The organism is Nannocystis punicea (assembly GCF_026965555.1).
Lineage (GTDB): Bacteria > Myxococcota_A > Polyangia > Nannocystales > Nannocystaceae > Nannocystis > Nannocystis punicea.
Genome location: NZ_CP114040.1, coordinates 13,111,462 through 13,132,256 on the forward strand (window position 1 = coordinate 13,111,462; position 20,795 = coordinate 13,132,256).

Sequence of the window (20,795 nt, forward strand, 5' to 3'; positions counted from 1 at the left end):
CAGGGACAGGATTTGAGAGGTGCGGAGACTTGCTGTCCTCAGGGACAGGATTTGAGAGGTGCGGAGACTGGCTGTCCTCAGGGGCAGATGTTGAGAGGTGCGGAGACTGGCTGTCCTCAGGGACAGATGATTTATGGCTCCGCGGGGCGGGTGGCTCGCTCGTCTCGCCGGTCGCGGTTCCGTCGCTGTCCTTCAGGACATGCGCGGGGCGCCGTTCGCCGGCCGGGGGGTCGCCGGGGCGCGTGGGGCCGTCCTTGGGAGGAGGTTGATTCACGGCGCCTCTGGCGGGCGGGCGGGCGCGAGGTCGAGGCGTTGGAGGAGATCGTAGACGATGCGGGCCGTGGCGCCCCACAGCGGGGGGGTGTGGATCTGGAACTCGTGCAGCTCGTAGCGCTGGCCCTGCCACTCGCGCTCGCCGGCGAAGCGGTAGACGGCGGGGTCGGCGACGCGGCGGATCGCGGGGGTCAGGACGGCGGTGACCTCGGCCTCGGCGTGGGTGGGCACGAAGGGGCCGTCGACCAGGCCGACGAAGGGGATGATGACGTAGCCAGTGGGGACCGGGACGGGGTTCAGGCGGCCCAGGATCGTGACCCGCCCCGGCGGCAGGGCGACCTCCTCCCAGGCCTCGCGCAGGGCGGTGGCCACCAGGTCGGGGTCGTCGGGGTCGGGCTTGCCGCCGGGGAAGGCGAGCTGGCCGGGGTGGTGGCGCAGGTTGCCGGCGCGCTCGATGAGGAGGAGGCGCGGGCCGTCGCCCGGGGTCGCCTCGACGAGGAGCGGGGCGAGCACGGCGGCGTGGCGGAACGGCGCGGGATCGGGCAGGGGGCCGTCGATCGCGTCGAGCCGCAGGCTGAGGTCGCGCGGGAGGGAGTGCACGCGCGCGAAGTTTGGCACATCACCAGGCCGGCGGCCGCACCGGGCGCCCGCCCTGCACGACCAGCGCGGGCCGCTCGAGCAGGCGGATGTCGGCCAGCGGGTCGCCGTCGACGACCACGAGGTCGGCGATGAAGCCGGCCTTGACCTGGCCGAGGTCGCGCAGGCCGAGCAGCTCGGCGCCGCTGCGGGTGGCGGCGACGATCGCGTCCTTCGGGGCCATGCCGAGGTCGACCATGACCGAGAACTCGCGGGCGTTGTCGCCGTGAGGGAAGACGCCGGCGTCGGTGCCGAAGGCGATCTTCACGCCGGCCTTGGCGGCGCGGGCGAAGCTGTCGCGCATGCGCGGGGCGATGAAGCGGGCCTTGGCGGCGACGTCGGCCGCGAGCTTGCCGCCCTCGGCGGCCTGCTCGATGACGCGACCCACGTAGACGGTGGGCACGAGGAAGGTGCCCTTCTTCTTCATCAGCGCGATCGCCTCGGCGTCGAGGAGGCTGCCGTGCTCGATGCTGTGCACGCCGGCGCGCACCGCGTCCTTGATGCCCTCGGTGCCGTGCGCGTGGGCGGCGACCTTGCGCCCGGCGCGGGCGGCCTCGTCGACGATCGCGACCAGCTCGGCGGGCGTGAGCTGCGGGTCGCCGGCGCCGTCGCCGGAGCTGAGGACGCCGCCGGTGGCGCAGACCTTGATCACGTCGGCGCCGAGCTTGATCTGGTGGCGCACGGCCTTGCGCGCCTCGTCCGGGCCGTCGGCGATGCCGGCGCGGAAGTCGGGCGGGTCGCCGAAGACGTCGGGGCGCAGGCCGTTGGTGTCGTCGCAGTGGCCGCCGGTGATGCCGATCGCGTGGTTGGCGGCGACGATCCGCGGGCCGGTGACGCGGCCGGCGTTGATGGCGTCGCGCAGGCTACGGATGGCGAAGGTGCCGCCGACGTCGCGCACCGTGGTGAAGCCGGCCAGCAAGGTGGCGCGCGCGTGGGCGACGCCGCGCAGGGCGAGGTCGGCGTCGGTCTCCTGGACCTCGCGCATGACGCCCTCGGCGTGCGAGGGGGCCATCTCGCTCAGCAAGTGGGTGTGGGCGTCGATGAGGCCGGGCAGGAGGGTGCGGCCGCCGAGGTCGATGACCGCGGCGCCGGCGGGGGTGGCGAGGCCCTTGCCGATCTCGGCGATCCGCCCGTCCTTGACGAGGACGTCGACGCCGACCTGCGGGGCGCCGCCGCTGCCGTCGATGAGCCGGGCGTTGCGCAGCAGCAGGGCCTCGGTGTCGGCTGTCTTCAGGGACATGTCACCGGCGCGCACGACCGGGGCGTCGCGCTCGGGGACCGGACAGACGGCCGCCGGCGTGGTCGGCGGCGCGGGGCTCGCGGCGCAAGCGGTGAAGAGGGCGCAGACGAGGAGCGGGCGGGGCGACACGCGGCGATGATGCCACGCCCGAGGGGGCTCGACGCGGGCGACCGGCGCGGCGATAGTCGCGGCCGGATGGCGACGCCCCCCGAAACCGAGTGGCCCTACGCGGTGTCCGAGTTCGAGTGTCATCGCTGCGGCAACTGCTGCCGCGGCGACGGCGACGTGGCCCTGACGGCCGACGACGTGGCGCGGCTGGCGGCGCACGCGGGGCTCGAGGTCGAGGCGTACGTGGCCCGCTACACCTGGCGGCGCGAGGACGGGGCGGTCTGCCTGATCGACCAGGGCGACGCGCTGCGCTCGTGCGTGTACCTCACGCCCGAGAACACGTGCCAGGTGCATGCGATCAAGCCGACGCAGTGCGTGGGCTTCCCGATGAAGTGGCGGCCGAGCGACGCGCTCGAGATCTGCGCCGGGCTGCGCGCGGCGGCGGGGTTGCCGTACCCGACGCGGCGGACGATGAACCGGCGCACGGGGTGACCGGTGGCCCGCAAGCAGGACCTCGAGGCCGCAGCGGTGGCGCCGCTGTTCTGGCTGTTCGCTCTGGTGTTCGCGGCGATGGTGCTGTCGCGGTTCGACGGCTTCGCCGGGCAGGTGCCGGTGCAGGCCCACGCGGCGCTGCTGTGGGCGAGCTTCCCGCTGCTGCTGGTCGCCGGCGCGCTCGAGGGGCGCATCACGTACGGCGAGCACACCCGGCGGATGCCGCTGTGGATGGCGATCGACTCGCGGCCGGTGCGCTACACGTTCGCCCTGGCGCTCACCTACTTCGGGCTGGTCGCGCTGCAGGCGTTCGACGTGTCGCTCGGGGTGGTCGACCCGCGCGCGCCGGCGGAGTGGCCAGCGACGCAGCGGTTGGTGTGGTTCCTCGGGTTTTCGTTCGGCATGAGCTTCGCCAACTATCTGGCGGCAGCGGGCGTGCTGATCCCGGCGCTGCGCGTGCTGACGGCGCCCTTTTCGCGCCTGCCGGCGCCGCTCGGCCTGGGCCTGCTCGTGGCGCTCGGGCTCGGCCTCGCGGCGGCGGCGTTCGAGCTGCTCGCCCACGGACCGCAGCTGCGCGCCGACGTGGCCGAGACAGCGGCGCGCGTGTGGCAACCGGAGTAGCCGGCGGCAGCGCAGATCGCTGGCGACGGGTGTTGCGGCGTGGATCGTTGTTCGGATGAATAATTGAATAATTTCAAGGAGAAGCGTGACGGCGCGGGGCTTGTACAGGGTGGCGGCATCGGGTCCAGCAGCGGACCTCAAAAGGATCTATCGCCATGTCGTTCATCACCCGTATTCGCACGCTCACCTTCACCGCCCTCACCGCCGCGATCGTCGTCGCGCCCGGCTGTGACGATGCCGCGACATACGAGGCGCTCGGCGTGACCGCCCTCGACCTCGAGGGGATGTCCGCCGAGGAGCTGGACGCGCTCGACGCGGAGCTCGACCTGGCCGAGGAGCGGCTGGTGACCCACCGGCCGCACAAGCGCCCGGAGGGCTTGAAGGAGCTCCGCAATCCGCTCGTGTTCACTCACACGGAGGGTCTCGGCGCCCGCGAGGGGCTGACGATCCGGCCGCGCCCGACGCACGATGGCGAGGTCCCCGCCCCGGCTTCGAACGCGCTCGCGGCCGAGCCCGACGAGCTCACGCCGTGTGACACGCACGGCGAAGTTGTCGAGTTCGCCGCGGAGTGAGCAGACACCTTCTCCACCTCACCAAAGCGTGAGGTCGCACGCCCCCCGGACCGCGCTACGTTCGCGCCGGGGGGCGTGTCTTGACCGCATCATCGAGTTCGGCAAGCGTTAGCCCTGGCGCACGCGCGGACGAGGTGAAGCGAGTGGTGGTGATGACGACGCTCGGGGTCGATGCCCTGGTGGTGCTCGGTTGGCGCGAATGGATCGCGTTGCCAGATCTGGGGATCGGCGCGCTCAAGGTCAAGGTCGACACCGGCGCCCGTACCTCGGCCCTGCACGCGTTCGGCGTCGAAAAGCTGCCCAACGCCAGAGTCCGCTTCCGCGTCCGCCCGCACCAGAACGACGACGACGACGAGGTCGTCTCGGAGGCGGCGCTGGTCGACGAGCGCGTGGTCCGGACGTCCGGCGGCCACAGCGAGCTGCGGCCCGTGGTGCACACGCTCGTCAAGGTCGGAGCGCACGAGTTCGGCGTCGAGCTGACGCTGTCGAACCGCTCGCTGCTCGGCTTTCGCATGCTGCTCGGGCGCGAGGCGGTGCGCGGGCGCTTCCTCGTCGATCCCCAGCGGAGCTACTGCTGCGGTCACAAGCTGCGGAGGGTGTCGTGAAGATCGCGATCTTGTCGCGTGACGCGTCGCTGTACTCGACCAGCCGCCTGCGCGAGGCTGCCGAGCAGCGCGGGCACGAGGTGCAGGTGGTCGACTATCTGCGCTGCTACATGAACATCACGTCGAGCCGACCGCACGTGGTCTACCACGGCTCGGACCTCATGGACGTCGACGCGATCATCCCCAGGATCGGGGCGTCGAACACGTTCTACGGGACGGCAGTGGTCCGCCAGTTCGAGATGATGGGGGTGTTCACGCCGAACCGCTCACAGGCCATCTCGCGCTCGCGCGACAAGCTGCGGTCGATGCAGATCCTGGCCGCGAAGGGCATCGGGCTGCCGATCACCGGGTTCGGCCACTCGATCAAGGACATCGAGGGCCTGCTCGAGGTGATCGGCGGACCTCCGGTGGTGGTGAAGATGCTCGAGGGGACGCAGGGCATCGGCGTGGTCCTCGCCGATACGCCGGCGGCGGCGCGCAGCGTGATCGAGGCGTTCCGCGGGCTCGACGTCAACATCCTGGTGCAGGAGTTCGTGAAGGAGGCGGAGGGCGCCGACATCCGCGCGTTCGTGGTCGGCAACCGCGTGGTGGCGGCGATGAAGCGCCAGGGGGCGCCCGGCGAGTTCCGCTCGAACCTCCACCGCGGCGGCAAGGCGACCAAGATCAAGCTGACGCCGAAAGAGCGCTCGACGGCGGTCCGCGCGGCGGCCATCCTCGGCCTCAAGGTGGCGGGCGTCGACATCCTCCGCAGCCGCCGCGGGCCGGTGGTGCTCGAGGTCAACTCTTCGCCGGGGCTCGAGGGGATCGAGCGCACGACCGAGATCGATGTCGCGGACTCGATCATCGCTTACATCGAGCGGTCGGTCGGGGGGGCGGACAAGAAGAGCGAGACGGCTAGCCCTTACTGACCGGGTCGGTCGATTGGAGGGCCTTCGGCGCGGAGGGCCGGGTGGGGCTTCGGCGCGGAGGGCTGGTGGGGCTTCGGCGCGGAGGGCTGGTGGGGCTTCGGCGCGGAGGGCTGGTGGGGCTTCGGCGCGGAGGGCCGGGTGGGGCTTCGGCGCGGAGGGCTGGTGGGGCTTCGGCGCGGAGGGCCGGGTGGGGCTTCGGCGCGGAGGGCTGGTGGGGCTTCGGCGCGGAGGGCTGAGTGTGGCGCTTCGCGAATTGCCGACTGCGCCTCGCGGGGGGTCCGGGGAAGGGTCGGCGACGAGTTCAGCGTCTGCATGGCCGCTCGTTCCTCGCGTCCATGCTGCCTCGTATTCGTCGCCGACCCTTCCCCGGACCCCTGGCACGGCTGCAGCCGTGAGAGGCCGCCTCGCCGTCGTGGGCTCCGATGTGAGGATGTCCGTCGATGCAGATCGCCGGCGGCTGTTCGACGGCCAGGGCTGGCCGCCGAACAGCCGCTTTCTCGCGTCCATAACGGCGTGGCATTGCAGTGCGACGAACTCATGCGGCGGCGCGACGGCCTCGTGGCCTGCGTGGCAACTTCGTGGACGGCCTCGTGCTGGCGCGATCCGACGGTGTTGCGTTTCGCCGCGACGACCCCGCGCGACGACTTCGTGCAGCGGGCGATGAGCTGGCACGTTGCGACGACCTTGCGTTTCGCCGCGACGACGTCGTGCGCCGGGGCGATGAGCTGGCACGTTGCGACGACCTTGCGTTTCGCCGCGACGACTTCGTGCAGCGGGGCGATGAGCTGGCACGTTGCGACGACCTTGCGTTTCGCCGCGACGACGGCGTGCAGCGGGGCGATGAGCTGGCACGTTGCGACGACCTTGCGTTCCGCCGCGACGACGTCGTGCAGCGGGGCGATGAGCTGGCACGTTGCGACGACTTTGCGTTCCGCCGCGACGACGTCGTGCAGCGGGGCGATGAGCTGGGTCGTTGCGACGACCTTGCGTTCCGCCGCGACGACGGCGTGCAACGGGGCGATGAGCTGGCACGTTGCGACGACCTTGCGTTCCGCCGCGACGACGTCGTGCAGCGGGCGATGAGCCGGCGCTTTGCGACGACCTTACGCGGCTCCGCGTGGCGACCTCGCGCGACGACGTCGTGGTCGGTCGGCGGAGAGCTCGCTACCATGGCTGGCCCGCATCAAGGCACGCGTGAAGCATAGGCGCGCGGTACTATGTCTTATAGGACATGTCATGAGACATGCTCGGAGAACCATGTGCGACCCAAGCACGAAGCCCGCGGATGGGGTCGTCCGTCGGCCTTTCGTGGCGCCGAAGAGCCGGAGCGGCTCGGGGCTGGGCTCAGCTCGCCGATCGTCGGGGCGACGTAGCTGCCGAGGTAGCGGCCTCGTGGTCGGTCGGCGGAGGGCTCGCGACCATGGCTGGCCCGCATCAAGGCACGCGGTGAAGCAGAGGCGCGCGGTACTATGTCGTATCGGTCATGTCGCATGAGACATGCCCGGAGAACCATGTGCGACCCAAGCACGAAGCCCCGCGGACGGGGTCGTCCGTGGGGCTTTCGTGGCGCCGAAGAACCGGAGCGGCTCGGGGCTGGGCTCAGCCGCCGATCGTCGGGGCGACGTAGCCGCCGAGGGTGAAGGCGATGATCAGGGCGAAGATGACCAGCGACTCGATGAAGGCGAGGCCGAGGAGCATCGGGACGAGGACCTTGCCGGCGCTGTTCGGGTTGCGGCAGATACCCTCGAGGGCGGCCGCGACGGCGCGGCCCTGGCCCAGGCCGCCGCCGAGGGCGGCGAGGCCGATGGCGATCGCCATGGCGAAGCCGTAGATCGAGCGCTCGGAGCCGGAGGTCTCGGCGGCGCCGGGAGCGGCGAGGACGATCGCGGGGACGAGGAAGGTGAACAGGAAAGAGGCGATCTTGGTGATGTTGCGCATGGGACAGCTCCGAAACGGCCAGGGCCGCGAGGACAGGGGCTCAGTGCTCTTCGGCGTGCTCGACGGCGAGGCCGATGAAGATGATGGTCAGCAGGGTGAAGACGAGGGTCTGGACGATCGCCACGACCGTACCCAGCAGGAGGAACGGCAGCGGGACCAGCAGCGGCACCATCAGGGCGACCACGCCGACGACCTTGTGGTCGGCGACGATGTTGCCGGTGAGGCGCAAGGACAGCGAGACCGGGCGGGCCAGGTGGCTGACGATCTCGATCGGCAAGAACAGGAAGAACAGCCAGGGGAAGCCGCCGATCTTCGGCCCGAGGAAGTGGGCGAGGTAGCCGAAGCCGTTCCGCACCACGCCGGCGACGTTGTAGACGATGAAGACGATCAGCGCGAAGACGAGGTTGGTCTTCAGCGTGTCGGTCGGCGGCAACATGCCCGGGATCAGGCCCTGGATGTTGCAGACGAAGATGAACAGCGCGAGCGTGCCGGTGAGCGGGAGGAACCGCTTGGCGTCCTCCTCGCCCATGACGTCGGCCGAGAGGTTGTAGACCGCGCCGACGAAGCCGTCGACCATCGCCGCCAGGCCGAAGCTGCGCGGGGGAATGACGCCGCGCGAGCTGTCCTGCAGGCTGGCGCGGTAGCGCAGCGCGGCGATGATCAGGAACACGAAGGCGAGGACGGCCCCCGCGACGTGCACCAGCGTGAAGTGCGTGGCACCGAAGATCAGGAACGCCTTGTCACGGGCCAGATGCTCGGCGGCGCTGGACTCCAAGTGCGCCCAGAATTCGGGCATCAGGAGCGTGTACCAACTGTCGTGATCACCCATGTTCAGGCGTCCGGTTCGGGATCGTCGCGGGAGAGGTCGGCGCGGCTCTGGAGAGCCGCCAGGCAGAAGGCGGCCAGTGCCGCCAGGACCCCTGCTGCGAGCCCCTCAGGTCGGCCGGGCATGTACCAAAGGACGGCGACGGTCGCAAGAGCAGCGACCGGCCAGCGCACCAGTGCAAGCACCGCTCCGCCGCCGCCGCCGGCGTGGCGCTGCGGGTCGGCCCGGACCTCGGCCACCAGCCGCACCACGGCCCGCGCGAGCGAGGCGAGGTTGACGAAGCCGATCAAGGCCCCGGCGACCACGCTCCACGCCTGCTCCGCGCCCGCCAGCGCGGCCGCCGAACCGGCCGCGATCGCGGTCAGCGTGAGCGTCCACAAATACACGCGACGGCGTACGAGATCCCAGGTGTCGGCGCGCACGACTACCGGACCTCGGGATCGTCAGTCGACTCGTGACTTTGCCCCGCAGCCCGCTCCTCGGCCTCGATGCGGGCGCTGAACTTGCGGGCCGTGCGGACGACCGCGAGCCCGGCCGCGCCGATGCCGACGCCCAGGCCGATGTACGTGGTCCACGGGGCCCAGTGCGTGACGTGGCGCTCGAGCCACATGCCGCCGAACGCCCCGATGGCGATCGCCACGGCCATCTCGATGCCGACCGAGCCGGCCTCGGCGAGCTGGAACCACCGCGCCTGCTTGAGCAGGGGCTCTCTCTTGCGGCGGCGTTCGACCATGGCGACAGACCTCCTCGCTCGCTAACCGAAGCGACGGGCGACCGCGGCGAAGGCGGCCTCGGCGGCCGCGAGGGTGTGCTCGATCGCCGCGGCGTCGTGGGCGAGCGAGACAAAGCTGGCCTCGAATTGCGACGGCGCCAGGTAGACGCCGCAGGTCAGCATCTCGCGGTGGAACTCGCCGAACGCGCCGAGGTCGCTGGCCTTGGCGTCGTCGTAGTCGTGGACCTCCCCGGCGCGGAAGAACCCGGTGAACATCGCCCCGACGCGGTTCATGACCACGGGGACGCCGGCCTTGGCGGCCCGGGCGGACAGGCCGGCGGCCAGGGCGGCAGAGGTCGCTTCGAGCGCCGCGTACGGGTCGTCGCGGGCCAAGATCTGCAGGGTGGCGAGCCCGGCCGCGACTGCGACCGGGTTCCCGCTGAGGGTGCCGGCCTGGTAGACCGGGCCCAGCGGGGCGACGTGCTGCATGATGTCGCGGCGGCCGCCGTAGGCCCCGACCGGCATGCCGCCGCCGACGATCTTGCCGAGGCAGACGAGGTCGGGGGTGACGCCGTAGCGCTGCTGGGCGCCGCCGAGGGCGACGCGGAAGCCGGTCATGACCTCGTCGAACACCAGCACCACGCCCTCGCGGGTGCACAGGTCGCGCAGCGCCTGCAGGTAGCCGGGCTTCGGGGGCACGCAGCCCATGTTCCCGGGGACAGGTTCGACGATGACCGCGGCGACGTGGCCGCGGTGCTGCTCCAGCACCTGCTCGACGGCGTCGGCGCTGTTGAACGGGACGGTGAGGGTGTCGGCGACGGTGGCCGCGGGCACCCCCTCGGAGCCGGGGATGCCGAGGGTGGCGGCGCCCGAGCCGGCGGCGACCAGCAGGAAGTCGGCGTGGCCGTGGTAGCCGCCGTCGATCTTGACGATCTTGCTGCGGCCGGTGAAGCCGCGGGCCAGGCGCAGGGCGCTCATCGTCGCCTCGGTGCCCGACGAGACCAGCCGGACCATGCCGCCCTTCAGCGCCGGGACCAGCCGGCACAGCAGCTCGGCGAACTCGACCTCGCCGGCCGTACATGCCCCGAAGGACAGGCCGTCACGGGCGGCGCGGCAGACCGCGTCGACCACCTCGGGGTGGGCGTGGCCGAGGATCGCCGGGCCCCAGGTGCCGACGTAGTCGACCAGAGTGACGCCGTCCTCCGTCAGCAGGTAGGGCCCGCGGGCGGCGCGGATGAACGGCGGGTCGCCGCCGACCGCCTTGAACGCCCGCACCGGGCTGTTGACGCCGCCGGGGATGACGAACTGGGCGGCGTTGAAGAGGGCCCGGCTGTTGGCGCCGGCCCGGCCGTCGCCGGGGATCTGGGTCCAGAACTCGGGCGTGGTGCTCATCGCTGTCCTCGGGGCCAGGTGCTAGAGAACATGTCTGCAGGGGCAGATTACTCTTCGCCGCCCTCGTCGCCGGTGGGCTCGTCGCCGGCGGGCTCGTCGCCGGCGGGCTCGTCGCCGGCGACCGGCTCGACGGCCTCGCCGGCCTCGCCGGCCTCCTCCTCGCGGTCGAGGATGCGCTCGATGGCGACCACGCGCTCGTCCTCGCCGGTGCGGATGATGCGGACGCCCTGGGTGTTGCGGCCGATCTCGCTGATCGAGGCGGCGGTGGTGCGGATGACCTTGCCGCGGCTGGTGACGACCATGACGTGGTCGTCGGCCTCGACGCGGAGGGTGCCGACCACCGGGCCGTTGCGCTCGGTGACCTTGATCGTGATGATGCCGAGGCCGGCGCGGTTCTGGACCTTGTAGTCGGAGGCGGCGGTGCGCTTGCCGTAGCCCTTGGCGCACATGGTGAGGATCGAGCCCTCGCTCTCGGGTTCGAGCACGGTCATGCTGACGACCGCGTCGCCCTCGCGCAGGTCCTGGCCGCGCACGCCGCGGGCGGTGCGGCCCATCGGGCGCACGTCGTCCTCGGTGAAGCGGATCGCCATGCCCTGGGCCGAGGTCAGCATGATCTGCTGCTTGCCGTTGGTCAGGCGGGCGTCGATCAGCTGGTCGCCGTCCTCGATGGTGACGGCGATGATGCCGGTCGAGCGGATGTTGGCGAACTCGTCGAGCGCGGTGCGCTTGATGTAGCCCTGCTGCGAGCACATCACCACGTAGAAGTGGCCGCCCTCGAGGTCCTCGTCGCGGTACGGCACCATGCCGAGCACGCGCTCGCCGTCGCGCAGGTCGAGGAAGTTGACCAGCGCCTTGCCGGCGTGGTCGCGGCGGCCGGCCGGCAGCTCGAACACGCGGGTGCGGAACACCCGGCCGGTGTTGGTGAACATCAACACGTGGGCGTGGGTGCTGGCCTCGAACAGCTCGACCACGAAGTCGGCGGCGTCGCGGCCGACGCCGCCCTTGACGCCGGTGCCTCCGCGGCCCTGCACCCGGTACTCGCCCACGGGCAGGCGCTTGATGTAGCCGTTGTTCGTCAGCATGACGATCATCGGCTCGTCGGCGACCAGGTCGATCGGCTCGATCTCCGACTCGTCGTCGACGATCTCCGTGCGGCGGTCGTCGCCGTACTCATCGCGGATGCCGACCAACTCGCCGCGGATCACCTGCATCAGCATCGCGTCGGAGGCGAGGATGCTCTGCAGGTAGGCGATCGTGGCGGACAGCTCCTTGTACTCGCCCTCGACCTTCTCGCGCTCGAGGCCGGTGAGCCGCTGCAGGCGCATGTCGAGGATCGCCTTGGCCTGGTTGGGCTTGAGGTGGTACGGCTTGCCCCTGGCGGCCTCGACCTCGGCCTCGGGCCGGCCGCAGCGGGCCAGGAAGCCGGAGAAGCCGTGCAGCGGCTCGGCGCACAGGGCCTCGCGCGCGGCGTCCGGGTCGGGCGCGGCGCGGATGATGGCGATGATGCGGTCGATCGCGTCGATGGCGACGCCGATGCCCTCGACGATCTCGCGCCGCTCGGCCGCCTTGCGCAGCTCGTAGCGCGAGCGGCGGGTCACCACCTCGCGCCGGTGGTCGAGGAAGTGCGTCAGGCACTCGTGCAGGCTCAGCACCTGCGGCCGACCGCCGGCGATGGCGATCATGTTGACGCCGAAGCTGACCTGCAGGTCGCTGCTCTTGTAGAGCGAGTTGAGGACGACCTGGGCCGAGGCGTCGCGCTTGACCTGAATCCAGATCCGCATGCCCGTGCGGTCGGAGTAGTCCTGCAGGTCGCTGATGCCCTCGAGCTTCTTCTCGCGCACCAGCTCGGCGATGTGGCTGATGAGCCGGACCTTGTTGACCTGGTAGGGGATCTCGTGGACGATGATCGCCTCGCGGCCCTTCTCGTCCTCCTCGATCGTGCACTTGGCCCGCAAAGTGAGGCTGCCGCGGCCGGTCGCGTAGGCCTGGCGGATGCCCGCGCGGCCGATGATCTGACCGCCGGTCGGGAAGTCCGGGCCGGTGACGATCTGCAGCAGCTCACGCGGGGGCAGCTTGGGGTCGTCGACCAGGGCGATGCAGGCGTCCACGATCTCCCGCAAGTTGTGCGGCGGGATGTTGGTCGCCATGCCGACGGCGATGCCGACCGCTCCGTTGAGGAGGAGGTTCGGGATCTTCGTCGGCAGGACCGTCGGCTCGAGCTCCTTGTCGTCGTAGTTCGGCGCCCAGCTGACGGTCTCCTTGTCGAGGTCGGCCAGCAGCTCCGAGGTGAGCCGCTTCATGCGGACCTCGGTGTAACGCATGGCCGCCGGGGCGTCGCCGTCGATCGAGCCGAAGTTGCCCTGGCCGTCGACCAGCGGGTACCGCATGGCGAAGTCCTGGGCCAGGCGGACCAGCGCGTCGTACACCGAGGCGTCGCCGTGCGGGTGGTACTTGCCGATGACGTCGCCGACGACGCGCGCCGACTTCTTGTAAGGCTGCGCGTGGGTGTTGCGCAGCTGGTCCATCGCGTACAGCACCCGGCGGTGAACCGGCTTGAGGCCGTCGCGCACGTCCGGCAGCGCACGCGAGATGATGACGCTCATCGCGTAGTCCAAGAAGGAGCTACGCATCTCGTCTTCGATGTTGATCCCCGTCTTCTGCTCGCTCGCCATACGCCGTGAGGGGCGGGAGGATAGCGCGGGCGGTCCGACGCGGCTACGCGCTTTTGCCGGCCGCCGCAGGCCCCGGCGGCGCCCCCCGCGCCCCGCCAATGCCCGGCCCTCCAGCGCCTTCGCAGGGGCCCGCAGCGGCGGTCCGTGAAAGCGCCGTCGCAGATGCGCCGCCTCACGAAGCGCGCCAGCGCCTGCGGGCGGGAAATTCACGCGTAGTCACGGACTTTTGCCGCGCGGGCGCGAAGTCCGGGGCGCCGCGCTGGGGGATCGCCGGGCGGGAATGGGCGGCCGTGGCCCCGAGGTTGTTCACGCGGCCGGGCGGCCCGTTCCGGCTTGTACGGCCCCCCGGCCTGCCCCAGCATCGAAAATGAGGAGGTACCGGAATGGAATCGACCTGGTTCGTCGTCGCGGATCGCAGTCAGGCCCTGCTCTTCGAGGTCAACGGCTCGCGCATGAAGCCCACGCTGACCCCGATCGAAACGCTCGAGAGCCCCGAACGCCCCCGCTACGAGCGACGCGGCGGCCAGAGCAGCGCCTCGGGCCGGCGCGACCTGGTCAGCGAGACCCGCGGCGCGGCCGAGGAGCAAGACTCGAAGTTCGTGCGCCAGATCGTCGAGCGGCTGACGCAGGCCCAGCACCAGCGCCAGTTCGGCCGCCTGGTCATCGCCGCCCCCGCCGACTTCGTCGGCCGCCTGCGCGAGGTCGCCAGGGGCGTCCTGCAGAAGTCTGTGATCCGCGAGATCATCGGCGACTACACCAACGACTCGGTCCAGGCGCTGCAAGAGCGGGCCCGCCGCCACGAGTGGCTGCACTGAGTCGATCCTCTCGGACATGTTGAAAGGGACAGGTCCTCTGGGACCTGTCCCTTTTCGCGAGCGCGTCGCGAGCCGGCGATGCGGCCGTCGCGAGCGCCCGCTACCAGCGGCCCTGGATGTTGCGGATCATCGCGTAGGGGTAAGGCAGCGGGCTGGCCGAGGCCTCGTCGAGGGCGCGCAGCTGCTCGCTCGACAGCTTGAGCTCGGCGGCCTTGAGGTTGTCGCGCAGCTGGTCCTCCGAGCGCGCGCCGAAGATGCACGAGGTGACGCCCGGCTTGTGCAGCAGCCACGCGAGCGCGACCTGCGACGGCGTGGCGCCGAGCTCGGCGGCGACCGCCCGCACGGCGGCGATGGTCCGCCAGTTGCGGTCGGTGTCGAAGGAGGCGAACCGCTCCTTCCACTTGTCGAGACGAGTGCCGGCCGGCGGCGGCGCGCCGCGCTCGAACTTGCCGGACAGGAAGCCGCCCCCGAGCGGCGACCACGGCAAGATGCCGAGGCCGTGGCGCAGGCACGCCGGCACCAGCTCGAGCTCGAGGTCGCGGACGATCAGGCTGTACTGCGCCTGCAAGCCGACGAACCGCTCGAGGTTCTTCGCGTCGCTGGTGTAGATGCTCTCGACCAGGCGGTACGCGGCGTAGTTGCTGCAGCCGATGTAGAGCACCTTGCCGGCGCGGACCAGGTCGTCCAGCGCGCGCAGGGTCTCCTCCTCCGGCGTGTCGCTGTCCTGCATGTGGATCTGGTAGAGATCGATGCGGTCGGTCTGCAGCCGGCGCAGCGAGTCGTCGACGCAGCGGACGATCCGCCGCCGCGAGGCGCCGGTGCCGTTGGCGCCCTTGCTCATGCGGAAGCGGAACTTGGTCGCCAGCACGACCTCGTCGCGGCGCTTGGTCTCGGCGAACCACCTGCCGATCACGCGCTCGCTGAGGCCGTCCTGGCCGTATACGTCGGCGGTGTCCCAGAAGTTGACACCTGCCTCGAGCGCCAGGTTCATGATGCGGAACGAGGTCGCCTCGTCGCACCCGACCTGGTGCATGAATGAATTCTCGTCGGCCTCGCCGAACGTCATGGTGCCGAGGCACAGCGTCGACACCGACAGGCCGCTGCGGCCGAGATTGCGGTACTCCATGGGTCCTCCCCCCGCGCGGTCGCGGGCGGGAGGACTCTACGGAAAGCCGGTTCCGGTCTGACGAACGGTTCGTCGAGAGCCGGCGACGGCCAGCAGCCTCTGCTGTGGATGTGACTGCCTGGGATCGATGCCCGCAAGCGCGGACGGGACGGGTTGTGGGGGTCTACAGGCGACAGTCGCCCGCGGCCCCCCGCAAGAACAGCGGTCTAGGCGCTGTCACGACGGGCGCCGAGCTTGCCCGGCGCTGCAGGAGTCGGGACCTCTGCGCTGTCGTTGGCCGGCCAGGTATGGGCTAGCCCCAGAGCCAGGCGGGCACCGACCTGCGGAAAGGCGTATTGCACCTTGAGGCACAGGTAAACCCAGGGAACTTCGGTCTTGGCGGACATGGCGGCTCCAGGGGGGGCATGTCTCCAACAGCAAGAAGCTTGCCAAGCGCGTGCAGCGTCAATTTGCCGAGAACGAGCCGCTAGGCCACCTTACGCGCCGACATAGCGGTGTTTATCCCACGTCGTGTGCACAGGGCTGGATGGCCCCGGGACAGCGGTCAGCTTGGGGGGGCGCGTCCACGCACCTCAGGGGCCTGACGAACGCGGTTCGAGCGCCGTCCCGATCGCGGACCCCGGGCCTCCGGCGGGCGCCGAGCGCGACCTGACCCTTCAGACAGCTCACGGACGATCGCCCGGACGGCCGTCCGATTGTCCCCGCGGACAGGATCAGTGCGCCGCGTCCGCCTCGAGCTCGTCGGCGACGACCGCCGCCACCGCCGCCTGCGCGAGACCAAAGAGCAGAGGGCCCACGAACGGGAGCGCCATGACGGCGACCCACGGGAGACCAAAGCCGGCGAGGGTCGCGCGATGCGCCCGCACGACGGTCTGCTGATGCGTGTAGTCGCTGCCGATCCGCTCGAAGTACGGATCCAGCAACTCCCAGGAGAAAGTCCGGGCGGCGTACCACAGCTGCAGCGGGGGCCCGAGCAGCGGGCCGACGAACGGCACGAGGGTGAGGCCGAACAGGACCACGGTGACGCCGAGGAAGTAGAGGGCGCGGCGAATGCTGCCGATGGTCGCGGCGACGAACCCGAGCTCGGACGACCGCTCGAGCCGGGTCGCCAGCGCCGGGTCGACCGCCCGCACGCCGGCCATGAACACGCCGTCGGCCAGGAACGGGAAGCCGATGCTGACGACGAAGTAGGCCAGCATCGGCGCGGCCACCAGCGCCAGCAGGCCGCCGCCGACGCGCAAGGCCCATCTCCCGAGCCATGTCGTCCAGGACATGTCCCCATCGACAGGTACCATCCACCACAAGAGACCGCCGAGCGCGACCGTCAGCGCGACGGCGAGGACGACCAGGACCACGGCCAGGCGAGCGTAGGCGCGGCGGACCTCGGCGCTGGCGAGGGCGAGCTGAAGGCCGCGACCGGCCAGCTGGAGGCCGCGCGGGAGGCTCGAGGAGACGGCAGCGGACGACATGACCTGCGAGTAGCACGAATCTCCGTTCGCGGCCGCGCCTCGGGCGCAGCAGCGCGAGGAGGACCGGCAAACCGGGGCAGGTCGATCGCGCCGGAGCCCGCGCCACGACGCAGACGCGTGCGTGGTTCGGGCCGGCGGCCTCGGAGCAGCAGGCGCAGGCGATCGCCGGCGTGGATCGGTTCGCGCGCCCGAGAGCGGGCAGGTTCGACGCCGGCGCCGGTGCTGCCTGGTATCGCTGGTTCGCGGCGGCTCGGCGCACGCGTGGGGGTTCACGTCGCGTGCGCTGCGGCTCTCGGGGGACGGAGTGAATGGGGCGCAGCACGGAGGCATCACGCGACGGCTCGGCTCGCACGGCGCTCGCGTCGCGTGGGCTGCGGCTTCGCTCGCATGGGCAGACCCGTCACGCAGTCAGCGGCGGCTCGGCTCTCACGTCGCGGCGCGAGTGGGGCGGAGCGAGCAGGCGCCAGTGGTGTGGGGCGCGGGCGAGCAGGCACTCGAGTTCGCGGTGCTTCGGCTCGTGCGCGGGGCTCACTTTGCCTGCGGCCTCGGCTCGCGCGGGGGCGGAGCGAGTGGACGCGCCAGAGCAGCGGCGCGAGCGTGCAGGTCGCGAGCGCGTGCAGGTGCGGTCGATGTTTTCCTCGCGCGGCGCGGGTGGTCGCGAGCCCGCTCGCGCGAGAGCGTGTCGCGGTCGTAATCGGCGCGGAATCACCGGACTTCGACGGCGCGTGCGGACGGACGACCGGCGTCGCGTCGAGGCCCCAGCAGTGACGATGGCAGAAGACCCGCGAGCTTGCGCACGTGCGTCGACGATCGGGAAGGGTTCACCCGCGCGTGTCCTTCCGGGCGCGCGGCGATGGGCCGCTCGTGTATATTGCCGCGGCCTGAGGGGATGATGGACATGAAGATGGTCAGCCGAATTGCGCATGGGACGGTGCTGGCGGCGATGTTCGCCGGTGGTTGCAGCGACGACGGGGGTACGGGCGCGGGCACCCAGAACGTCGACACCACGGCGCAGACGACCGAACCCGGCGCGACGCAGAGCCCGGGGCCGACCACGGAGCCGAGCGTGACCGGCTCGACCGGCGGCACCCAGTCGGGTGGCCAGACCAATACGACCAGCGAGCCCGATCCGACCGAAGGGCCGACGACCAACCCGCCGTCGACGACGACGACGACCGCGACTGCGACGACCACCCCCGACACGACGACCACCACCAACGCGTCCTCGACCACGGACGACGAGACGACCGGCGGCGCGGCCGGGCTGGTCCGCTTCGTGGTGCTCGGCGACGTCGGCGAGGGCAACGAGGACCAGTATCAGGTCGCCGACGCGATCATCGCCGTGTGCGAGCAGCGCGGCTGCGACTGGGCGATGCTCACCGGCGACAACTTCTACGACAGCGGCGTCGACGGCGTCGACGACCCGCAGTGGCAGGAGAAGTTCGAGCTGCCGTACATGGGCATCACGTTCCCGATCTACGCGGTGCTCGGCAACCACGACTACGGCGGCAACGGCATCGGCGTCGACTTCGACACCAACAAGTCCGACTACCAGGTCGAGTACACCCAGCACAGCGAGCTGTGGCGCATGCCGGACAAGTACTACTCGTGGAAGCAGGCCCACGCGGAGTTCTGGGGCCTCGACACCAACCAGGTGATGACCGACCCGATCAACGGCAGCCTTGAACCGCAGCAGAACTGGCTCGACCAGACCGTCGCCGCCAGCACCGCGACGTGGAAGATCGCCTTCGGCCACCACCCCTACCTGTCGAACGGCGACCACGGCAACGCCGGCGCCTACGAGGACCTCGAGGGCATCCCGCTGCCGTTCGTCGCCGGCGAGAGCGTCAAGGAGTTCATGGAGGAGTCGGTCTGCGGCAAGATCGACGTCTACATCTGCGGCCACGACCACACGATGCAGTGGCTGCAGGCGGCCTGCGGCACCGAGTTCATCGTCGCCGGCGCGGGCAGCAAGGCCAACACGATCGAGGGCGACAACCCGTTCCACTTCCAGATCGCCGAGATGGAAGGCTTCACCTGGGTCGAGCTCAACGACAACAGCTTCACCGGCGTGATCTACGACAAGAACGGCAACGAGCTGTACTCGCGCACGTTCACCAAGTGAGCGCGTGCCCGCGACGCGCCCTCGCAAGGGGCGCGTTGCTCGCGAGCGGCCGCCGGCGCATGCTTCGTGGATGAAGCGGCCGGCGGCGCTGGATGATGGGGTGCGGGCTGCCGTCGCTGCGGCGTTGGCGACCATGAGCGCTCGCGCCGGCGGTGCTCGAGTTCGATGAAGACGCGTCGTCCTTGCGGGTGAAGCGGACCTCAGCGGGTCGGAGCGCTCGAGCCTGGTGTTTGCAGCCAGGCGCGAGCGCCGTCGCTGTCGTGGGTGAAGGGACCTCGATTCGGAGGCGCGTCGCTCGCTCGGCCGGCGGCGTGTGCGAGCCCGTCGACGACTCCTTCACCGGCGTCAGCCTCGACTGGACCGGCGGAGAGACGCTCGTGGGCGTCGGCGAAGCCCGCGGCGGACTTCGGAGCGACGCCCGCACGTTGCTTGCGACGCCGGGGCGAAGCATGGTGAGTCCATTCGGAGGACGTCATGTCGCGGTTAGTTTCGCTCCTTTGCGTGTGGGCTATTGCAAGCGTTGCGTCTGCGGATGCGCCGGCTCAGCGCGGAGCGGACGCGGTCGCGGGGGCCGATCACAGGTCTGCCCGGGGACCCGGTGAGCCGGTGATGTGCCCGACGATTGCGACGATCGCCGAGGACGAGTTCGCCGCGCGCTTCGCCGCGGCGATCTGCGATCAGAAGGCGGCCTGCGGTTGTGGCGGAGGTGCGGACTGCGTCGCCGCGCTCGAGCCCCGGTTCGAGGCGGTGCTGCAGTACGCGCGCGACAACTCGCTGCAATACGATGCCGCGTGCGCGACGGAGCTCCTCACCGGTTCGGTGCTTCATCGCGGCTGCGGCCTCGAGTCCGATTACTACGGGCCGGTCTTCGAGTGCGGCGGGCGCTGCAAGGTCTTCCGCGGCGACATCCCGAGCGGCGGCGCCTGCACGCGCCCGGAGAACGACGTGTCCGCCTACGTCCACGAGTGCGCCGCGGCGGACGAGTACTGTCAGGGCGAAGGGACCCTCACCTGCCAGACGTACGACTTGCCGACCATGCAGCTCGGCGAGACCTGCATGGACGCGGAGTACAACGACCTCGGCTGGTGCGCCGAGGAGCTGTGGTGCAGCTTCGAATCGCTGGTGTGCGTGCCGCTGGTCGGCGAGGGCGAGGCGTGCGGCGCTCATGCCGAATGTTCGGTCGATCTGTTCTGCGGCGCCGGCGTGTGTCGGCGGCAGCGCCCGGGCGGCGACGCGTGCGAGGACGATCTGCAGTGCGGCTCGTCCGTGTGCCTCGACGGGGCGTGCCGCGACGAGCCGGTGATCTGCCTCGTCGACAGCCCGAGCGACCTGCGGTACTCGTTCACGCTGCGGCCGTGAGCCCGCGCGGCTCAGGCCGCGGCCTCGGCGGTGCGGCCGAACGACGCGAGGATGCTGCCCCAGCCGCCATCGCCGCCGAGAGTGGCGGCCATGTGCTCGGCCTTGTCGCCGTAGCGCTCGAGCAGGCGGTGCTCGAGCTCGACGCGGGTGCCGTCGCCCTCGCGGGTGAAGCGGACCTCGACCTCGGTCTGCTGGCCCGGGTCGTAGGTCCACTGGCAGTTGAGCTCCCACGACAGGACCAGCCGACCCGGCGGCTGCCACACCAGCACATGTCCCCAGAGACATTCGCTGCCGTCGACGCCGCGCTCGAACCAGCGGCCGCCGGCGAACGGCTCGACGACGGCGGTGGCGGCCGCGACCTGGCCGATGTGGTGGCTGACGAGCGGCCACCAGGTGCCGAGCTGCTCGGTGAACACGCGGAACGCCCGCTCGGGCGTGGTGGCGACGTGGATGGTCCTGGAGACGAGCAGGCTCTTGCCTTCGGTGGGGGGGACGGAGATCGGCTGGTTCATGGCGCTTCCTTGTCGTCGTCGTCGTCGTTGACGGGCTCGTCGGCCTCGGCCGCCCGCTTGAACGCCGACAACGCGAGCGTCCAGAAGCGGTCGAGGTCGGCGCGCAGCCGGGCGATGCCGGCCGTGTGGATCGTGTAGACGCGCCGCGTGCCCTCGGCGCGGTACACCACGAGCCCGGCCTCCTTGAGGACGCGCAGGTGCTGCGAGACCGCCGGGCGACTGATCGGCAGCTTGTCGGCCAGCTCGCCCACCGAGTGGGGCCGATCCGCCAGATGCTCGAAGATCACCCGCCGACTCGGGTCGCCCAGAGCGTCCCAGGGATTGGCTTGGTAAGTCGGCACGAACGGTAAGTAGCAACTGACATATGAGGCGTCAAGCGCTTCTGCAGCCGATG

The 20,795-nt window shown here is 70.9% G+C and carries 22 protein-coding genes; 9 read left to right on the forward strand and 13 right to left on the reverse strand.

Annotation, left to right across the window (positions count from 1 at the left end; genetic code table 11):
* Window positions 1-270 precede the first annotated feature (270 nt).
* Window positions 271-873, reverse strand: a complete 603-nt coding sequence (locus tag O0S08_RS50575; protein ID WP_269036764.1) for an NUDIX hydrolase — start codon at window positions 871-873, stop codon at window positions 271-273.
* 19 nt (window positions 874-892) lie between these two features.
* Window positions 893-2,278 (reverse strand): metal-dependent hydrolase family protein, encoded by a 1,386-nt coding sequence (locus O0S08_RS50580; RefSeq protein ID WP_269036765.1) that lies wholly within the window; start codon window positions 2,276-2,278, stop codon window positions 893-895.
* Between the two features lie 66 nt (window positions 2,279-2,344).
* Here O0S08_RS50580 and O0S08_RS50585 point away from each other — a divergent pair, with 66 nt between their 5' ends.
* From O0S08_RS50585 to O0S08_RS50610, 6 genes are all read left to right on the forward strand, one after another.
* Entirely contained in the window at window positions 2,345-2,749 is a 405-nt protein-coding gene (locus tag O0S08_RS50585) for a YkgJ family cysteine cluster protein (protein ID WP_269036766.1), read from the forward strand.
* Window positions 2,750-2,752: 3 nt separating this feature from the next.
* Entirely contained in the window at window positions 2,753-3,370 is a 618-nt protein-coding gene (locus tag O0S08_RS50590) for a hypothetical protein (RefSeq protein ID WP_269036767.1), read from the forward strand.
* 155 nt (window positions 3,371-3,525) lie between these two features.
* Window positions 3,526-3,942, forward strand: coding sequence for a hypothetical protein (locus tag O0S08_RS50595; RefSeq protein WP_269036768.1), 417 nt, complete (start codon window positions 3,526-3,528; stop codon window positions 3,940-3,942).
* A gap of 152 nt (window positions 3,943-4,094) precedes the next feature.
* On the forward strand, window positions 4,095-4,547 hold the full coding sequence (locus tag O0S08_RS50600) for an ATP-dependent zinc protease family protein (RefSeq protein WP_269036769.1): 453 nt from the start codon (window positions 4,095-4,097) through the stop codon (window positions 4,545-4,547).
* Window positions 4,544-5,455, forward strand: a complete 912-nt coding sequence (gene rimK, locus O0S08_RS50605; protein WP_269036770.1) for a 30S ribosomal protein S6--L-glutamate ligase — start codon at window positions 4,544-4,546, stop codon at window positions 5,453-5,455. Before O0S08_RS50600 ends, rimK begins: the two co-directional genes overlap by 4 nt.
* 578 nt (window positions 5,456-6,033) lie before the next feature.
* A complete protein-coding gene (locus tag O0S08_RS50610) occupies window positions 6,034-6,660 on the forward strand; it encodes a hypothetical protein (protein ID WP_269036771.1) in 627 nt (208 codons plus the stop codon).
* 394 nt (window positions 6,661-7,054) lie between these two features.
* On the opposite strand, the gene O0S08_RS50615 is transcribed toward O0S08_RS50610, so the two are convergent.
* From O0S08_RS50615 to gyrA, 6 genes are read right to left on the reverse strand one after another with little or no spacing between them, the layout of a single operon-like run.
* A complete protein-coding gene (locus tag O0S08_RS50615; protein WP_269036772.1) occupies window positions 7,055-7,393 on the reverse strand; it encodes an ATP synthase F0 subunit C in 339 nt (112 codons plus the stop codon).
* A gap of 40 nt (window positions 7,394-7,433) precedes the next feature.
* Window positions 7,434-8,189: a F0F1 ATP synthase subunit A gene (gene atpB / locus O0S08_RS50620; protein WP_269036773.1), complete on the reverse strand. Its 756-nt coding sequence runs from the start codon at window positions 8,187-8,189 to the stop codon at window positions 7,434-7,436.
* 35 nt (window positions 8,190-8,224) lie between these two features.
* Window positions 8,225-8,641 carry an ATP synthase subunit I gene (locus tag O0S08_RS50625; protein WP_269036774.1) on the reverse strand — a complete coding sequence of 139 codons (417 nt, stop codon included), beginning with the start codon at window positions 8,639-8,641 and terminating at the stop codon, window positions 8,225-8,227.
* A 2-nt stretch (window positions 8,642-8,643) separates the two neighbouring features.
* Entirely contained in the window at window positions 8,644-8,952 is a 309-nt protein-coding gene (locus O0S08_RS50630; RefSeq protein WP_269036775.1) for an AtpZ/AtpI family protein, read from the reverse strand.
* Between the two features lie 21 nt (window positions 8,953-8,973).
* Complete coding sequence (gene hemL / locus O0S08_RS50635) at window positions 8,974-10,323, reverse strand: glutamate-1-semialdehyde 2,1-aminomutase (RefSeq protein WP_269036776.1); 1,350 nt, start codon at window positions 10,321-10,323, stop codon at window positions 8,974-8,976.
* Window positions 10,324-10,370: 47 nt separating this feature from the next.
* Window positions 10,371-12,995 (reverse strand): DNA gyrase subunit A, encoded by a 2,625-nt coding sequence (gyrA, locus tag O0S08_RS50640; RefSeq protein WP_269036777.1) that lies wholly within the window; start codon window positions 12,993-12,995, stop codon window positions 10,371-10,373.
* Window positions 12,996-13,378: 383 nt separating this feature from the next.
* Between gyrA and O0S08_RS50645 the strand changes: the two genes are divergently transcribed.
* Window positions 13,379-13,810, forward strand: a complete 432-nt coding sequence (locus tag O0S08_RS50645; protein ID WP_269036778.1) for a host attachment protein — start codon at window positions 13,379-13,381, stop codon at window positions 13,808-13,810.
* 100 nt (window positions 13,811-13,910) lie between these two features.
* Here the strand turns inward: O0S08_RS50645 and O0S08_RS50650 are convergent, their stop codons facing one another.
* The 3 genes from O0S08_RS50650 to O0S08_RS50660 form a co-directional block, all read right to left on the reverse strand.
* Entirely contained in the window at window positions 13,911-14,936 is a 1,026-nt protein-coding gene (locus O0S08_RS50650; RefSeq protein WP_269036779.1) for an aldo/keto reductase, read from the reverse strand.
* A 206-nt stretch (window positions 14,937-15,142) separates the two neighbouring features.
* The gene (locus O0S08_RS50655; protein WP_269036780.1) at window positions 15,143-15,322 is read right to left on the reverse strand and encodes a hypothetical protein; all 180 of its coding nucleotides are present in this window, start codon (window positions 15,320-15,322) and stop codon (window positions 15,143-15,145) included.
* 327 nt (window positions 15,323-15,649) lie between these two features.
* Entirely contained in the window at window positions 15,650-16,405 is a 756-nt protein-coding gene (locus tag O0S08_RS50660; protein ID WP_269036781.1) for an EI24 domain-containing protein, read from the reverse strand.
* A gap of 904 nt (window positions 16,406-17,309) precedes the next feature.
* Between O0S08_RS50660 and O0S08_RS50665 the strand changes: the two genes are divergently transcribed.
* Together O0S08_RS50665 and O0S08_RS50670 are read left to right on the forward strand one after the other, a co-directional pair.
* Window positions 17,310-18,530 carry a metallophosphoesterase gene (locus O0S08_RS50665; protein ID WP_269036782.1) on the forward strand — a complete coding sequence of 407 codons (1,221 nt, stop codon included), beginning with the start codon at window positions 17,310-17,312 and terminating at the stop codon, window positions 18,528-18,530.
* A 609-nt stretch (window positions 18,531-19,139) separates the two neighbouring features.
* Entirely contained in the window at window positions 19,140-19,889 is a 750-nt protein-coding gene (locus O0S08_RS50670; RefSeq protein ID WP_269036783.1) for a hypothetical protein, read from the forward strand.
* Between the two features lie 11 nt (window positions 19,890-19,900).
* Here O0S08_RS50670 and O0S08_RS50675 read toward each other — a convergent pair whose 3' ends face one another.
* Together O0S08_RS50675 and O0S08_RS50680 are read right to left on the reverse strand one after the other, a co-directional pair.
* Complete coding sequence (locus tag O0S08_RS50675) at window positions 19,901-20,401, reverse strand: SRPBCC family protein (RefSeq protein ID WP_269036784.1); 501 nt, start codon at window positions 20,399-20,401, stop codon at window positions 19,901-19,903.
* The gene (locus O0S08_RS50680; RefSeq protein ID WP_269036785.1) at window positions 20,398-20,742 is read right to left on the reverse strand and encodes an ArsR/SmtB family transcription factor; all 345 of its coding nucleotides are present in this window, start codon (window positions 20,740-20,742) and stop codon (window positions 20,398-20,400) included. The genes O0S08_RS50675 and O0S08_RS50680 overlap by 4 nt, the downstream gene beginning before the upstream one ends.
* Window positions 20,743-20,795: the final 53 nt, after the last annotated feature.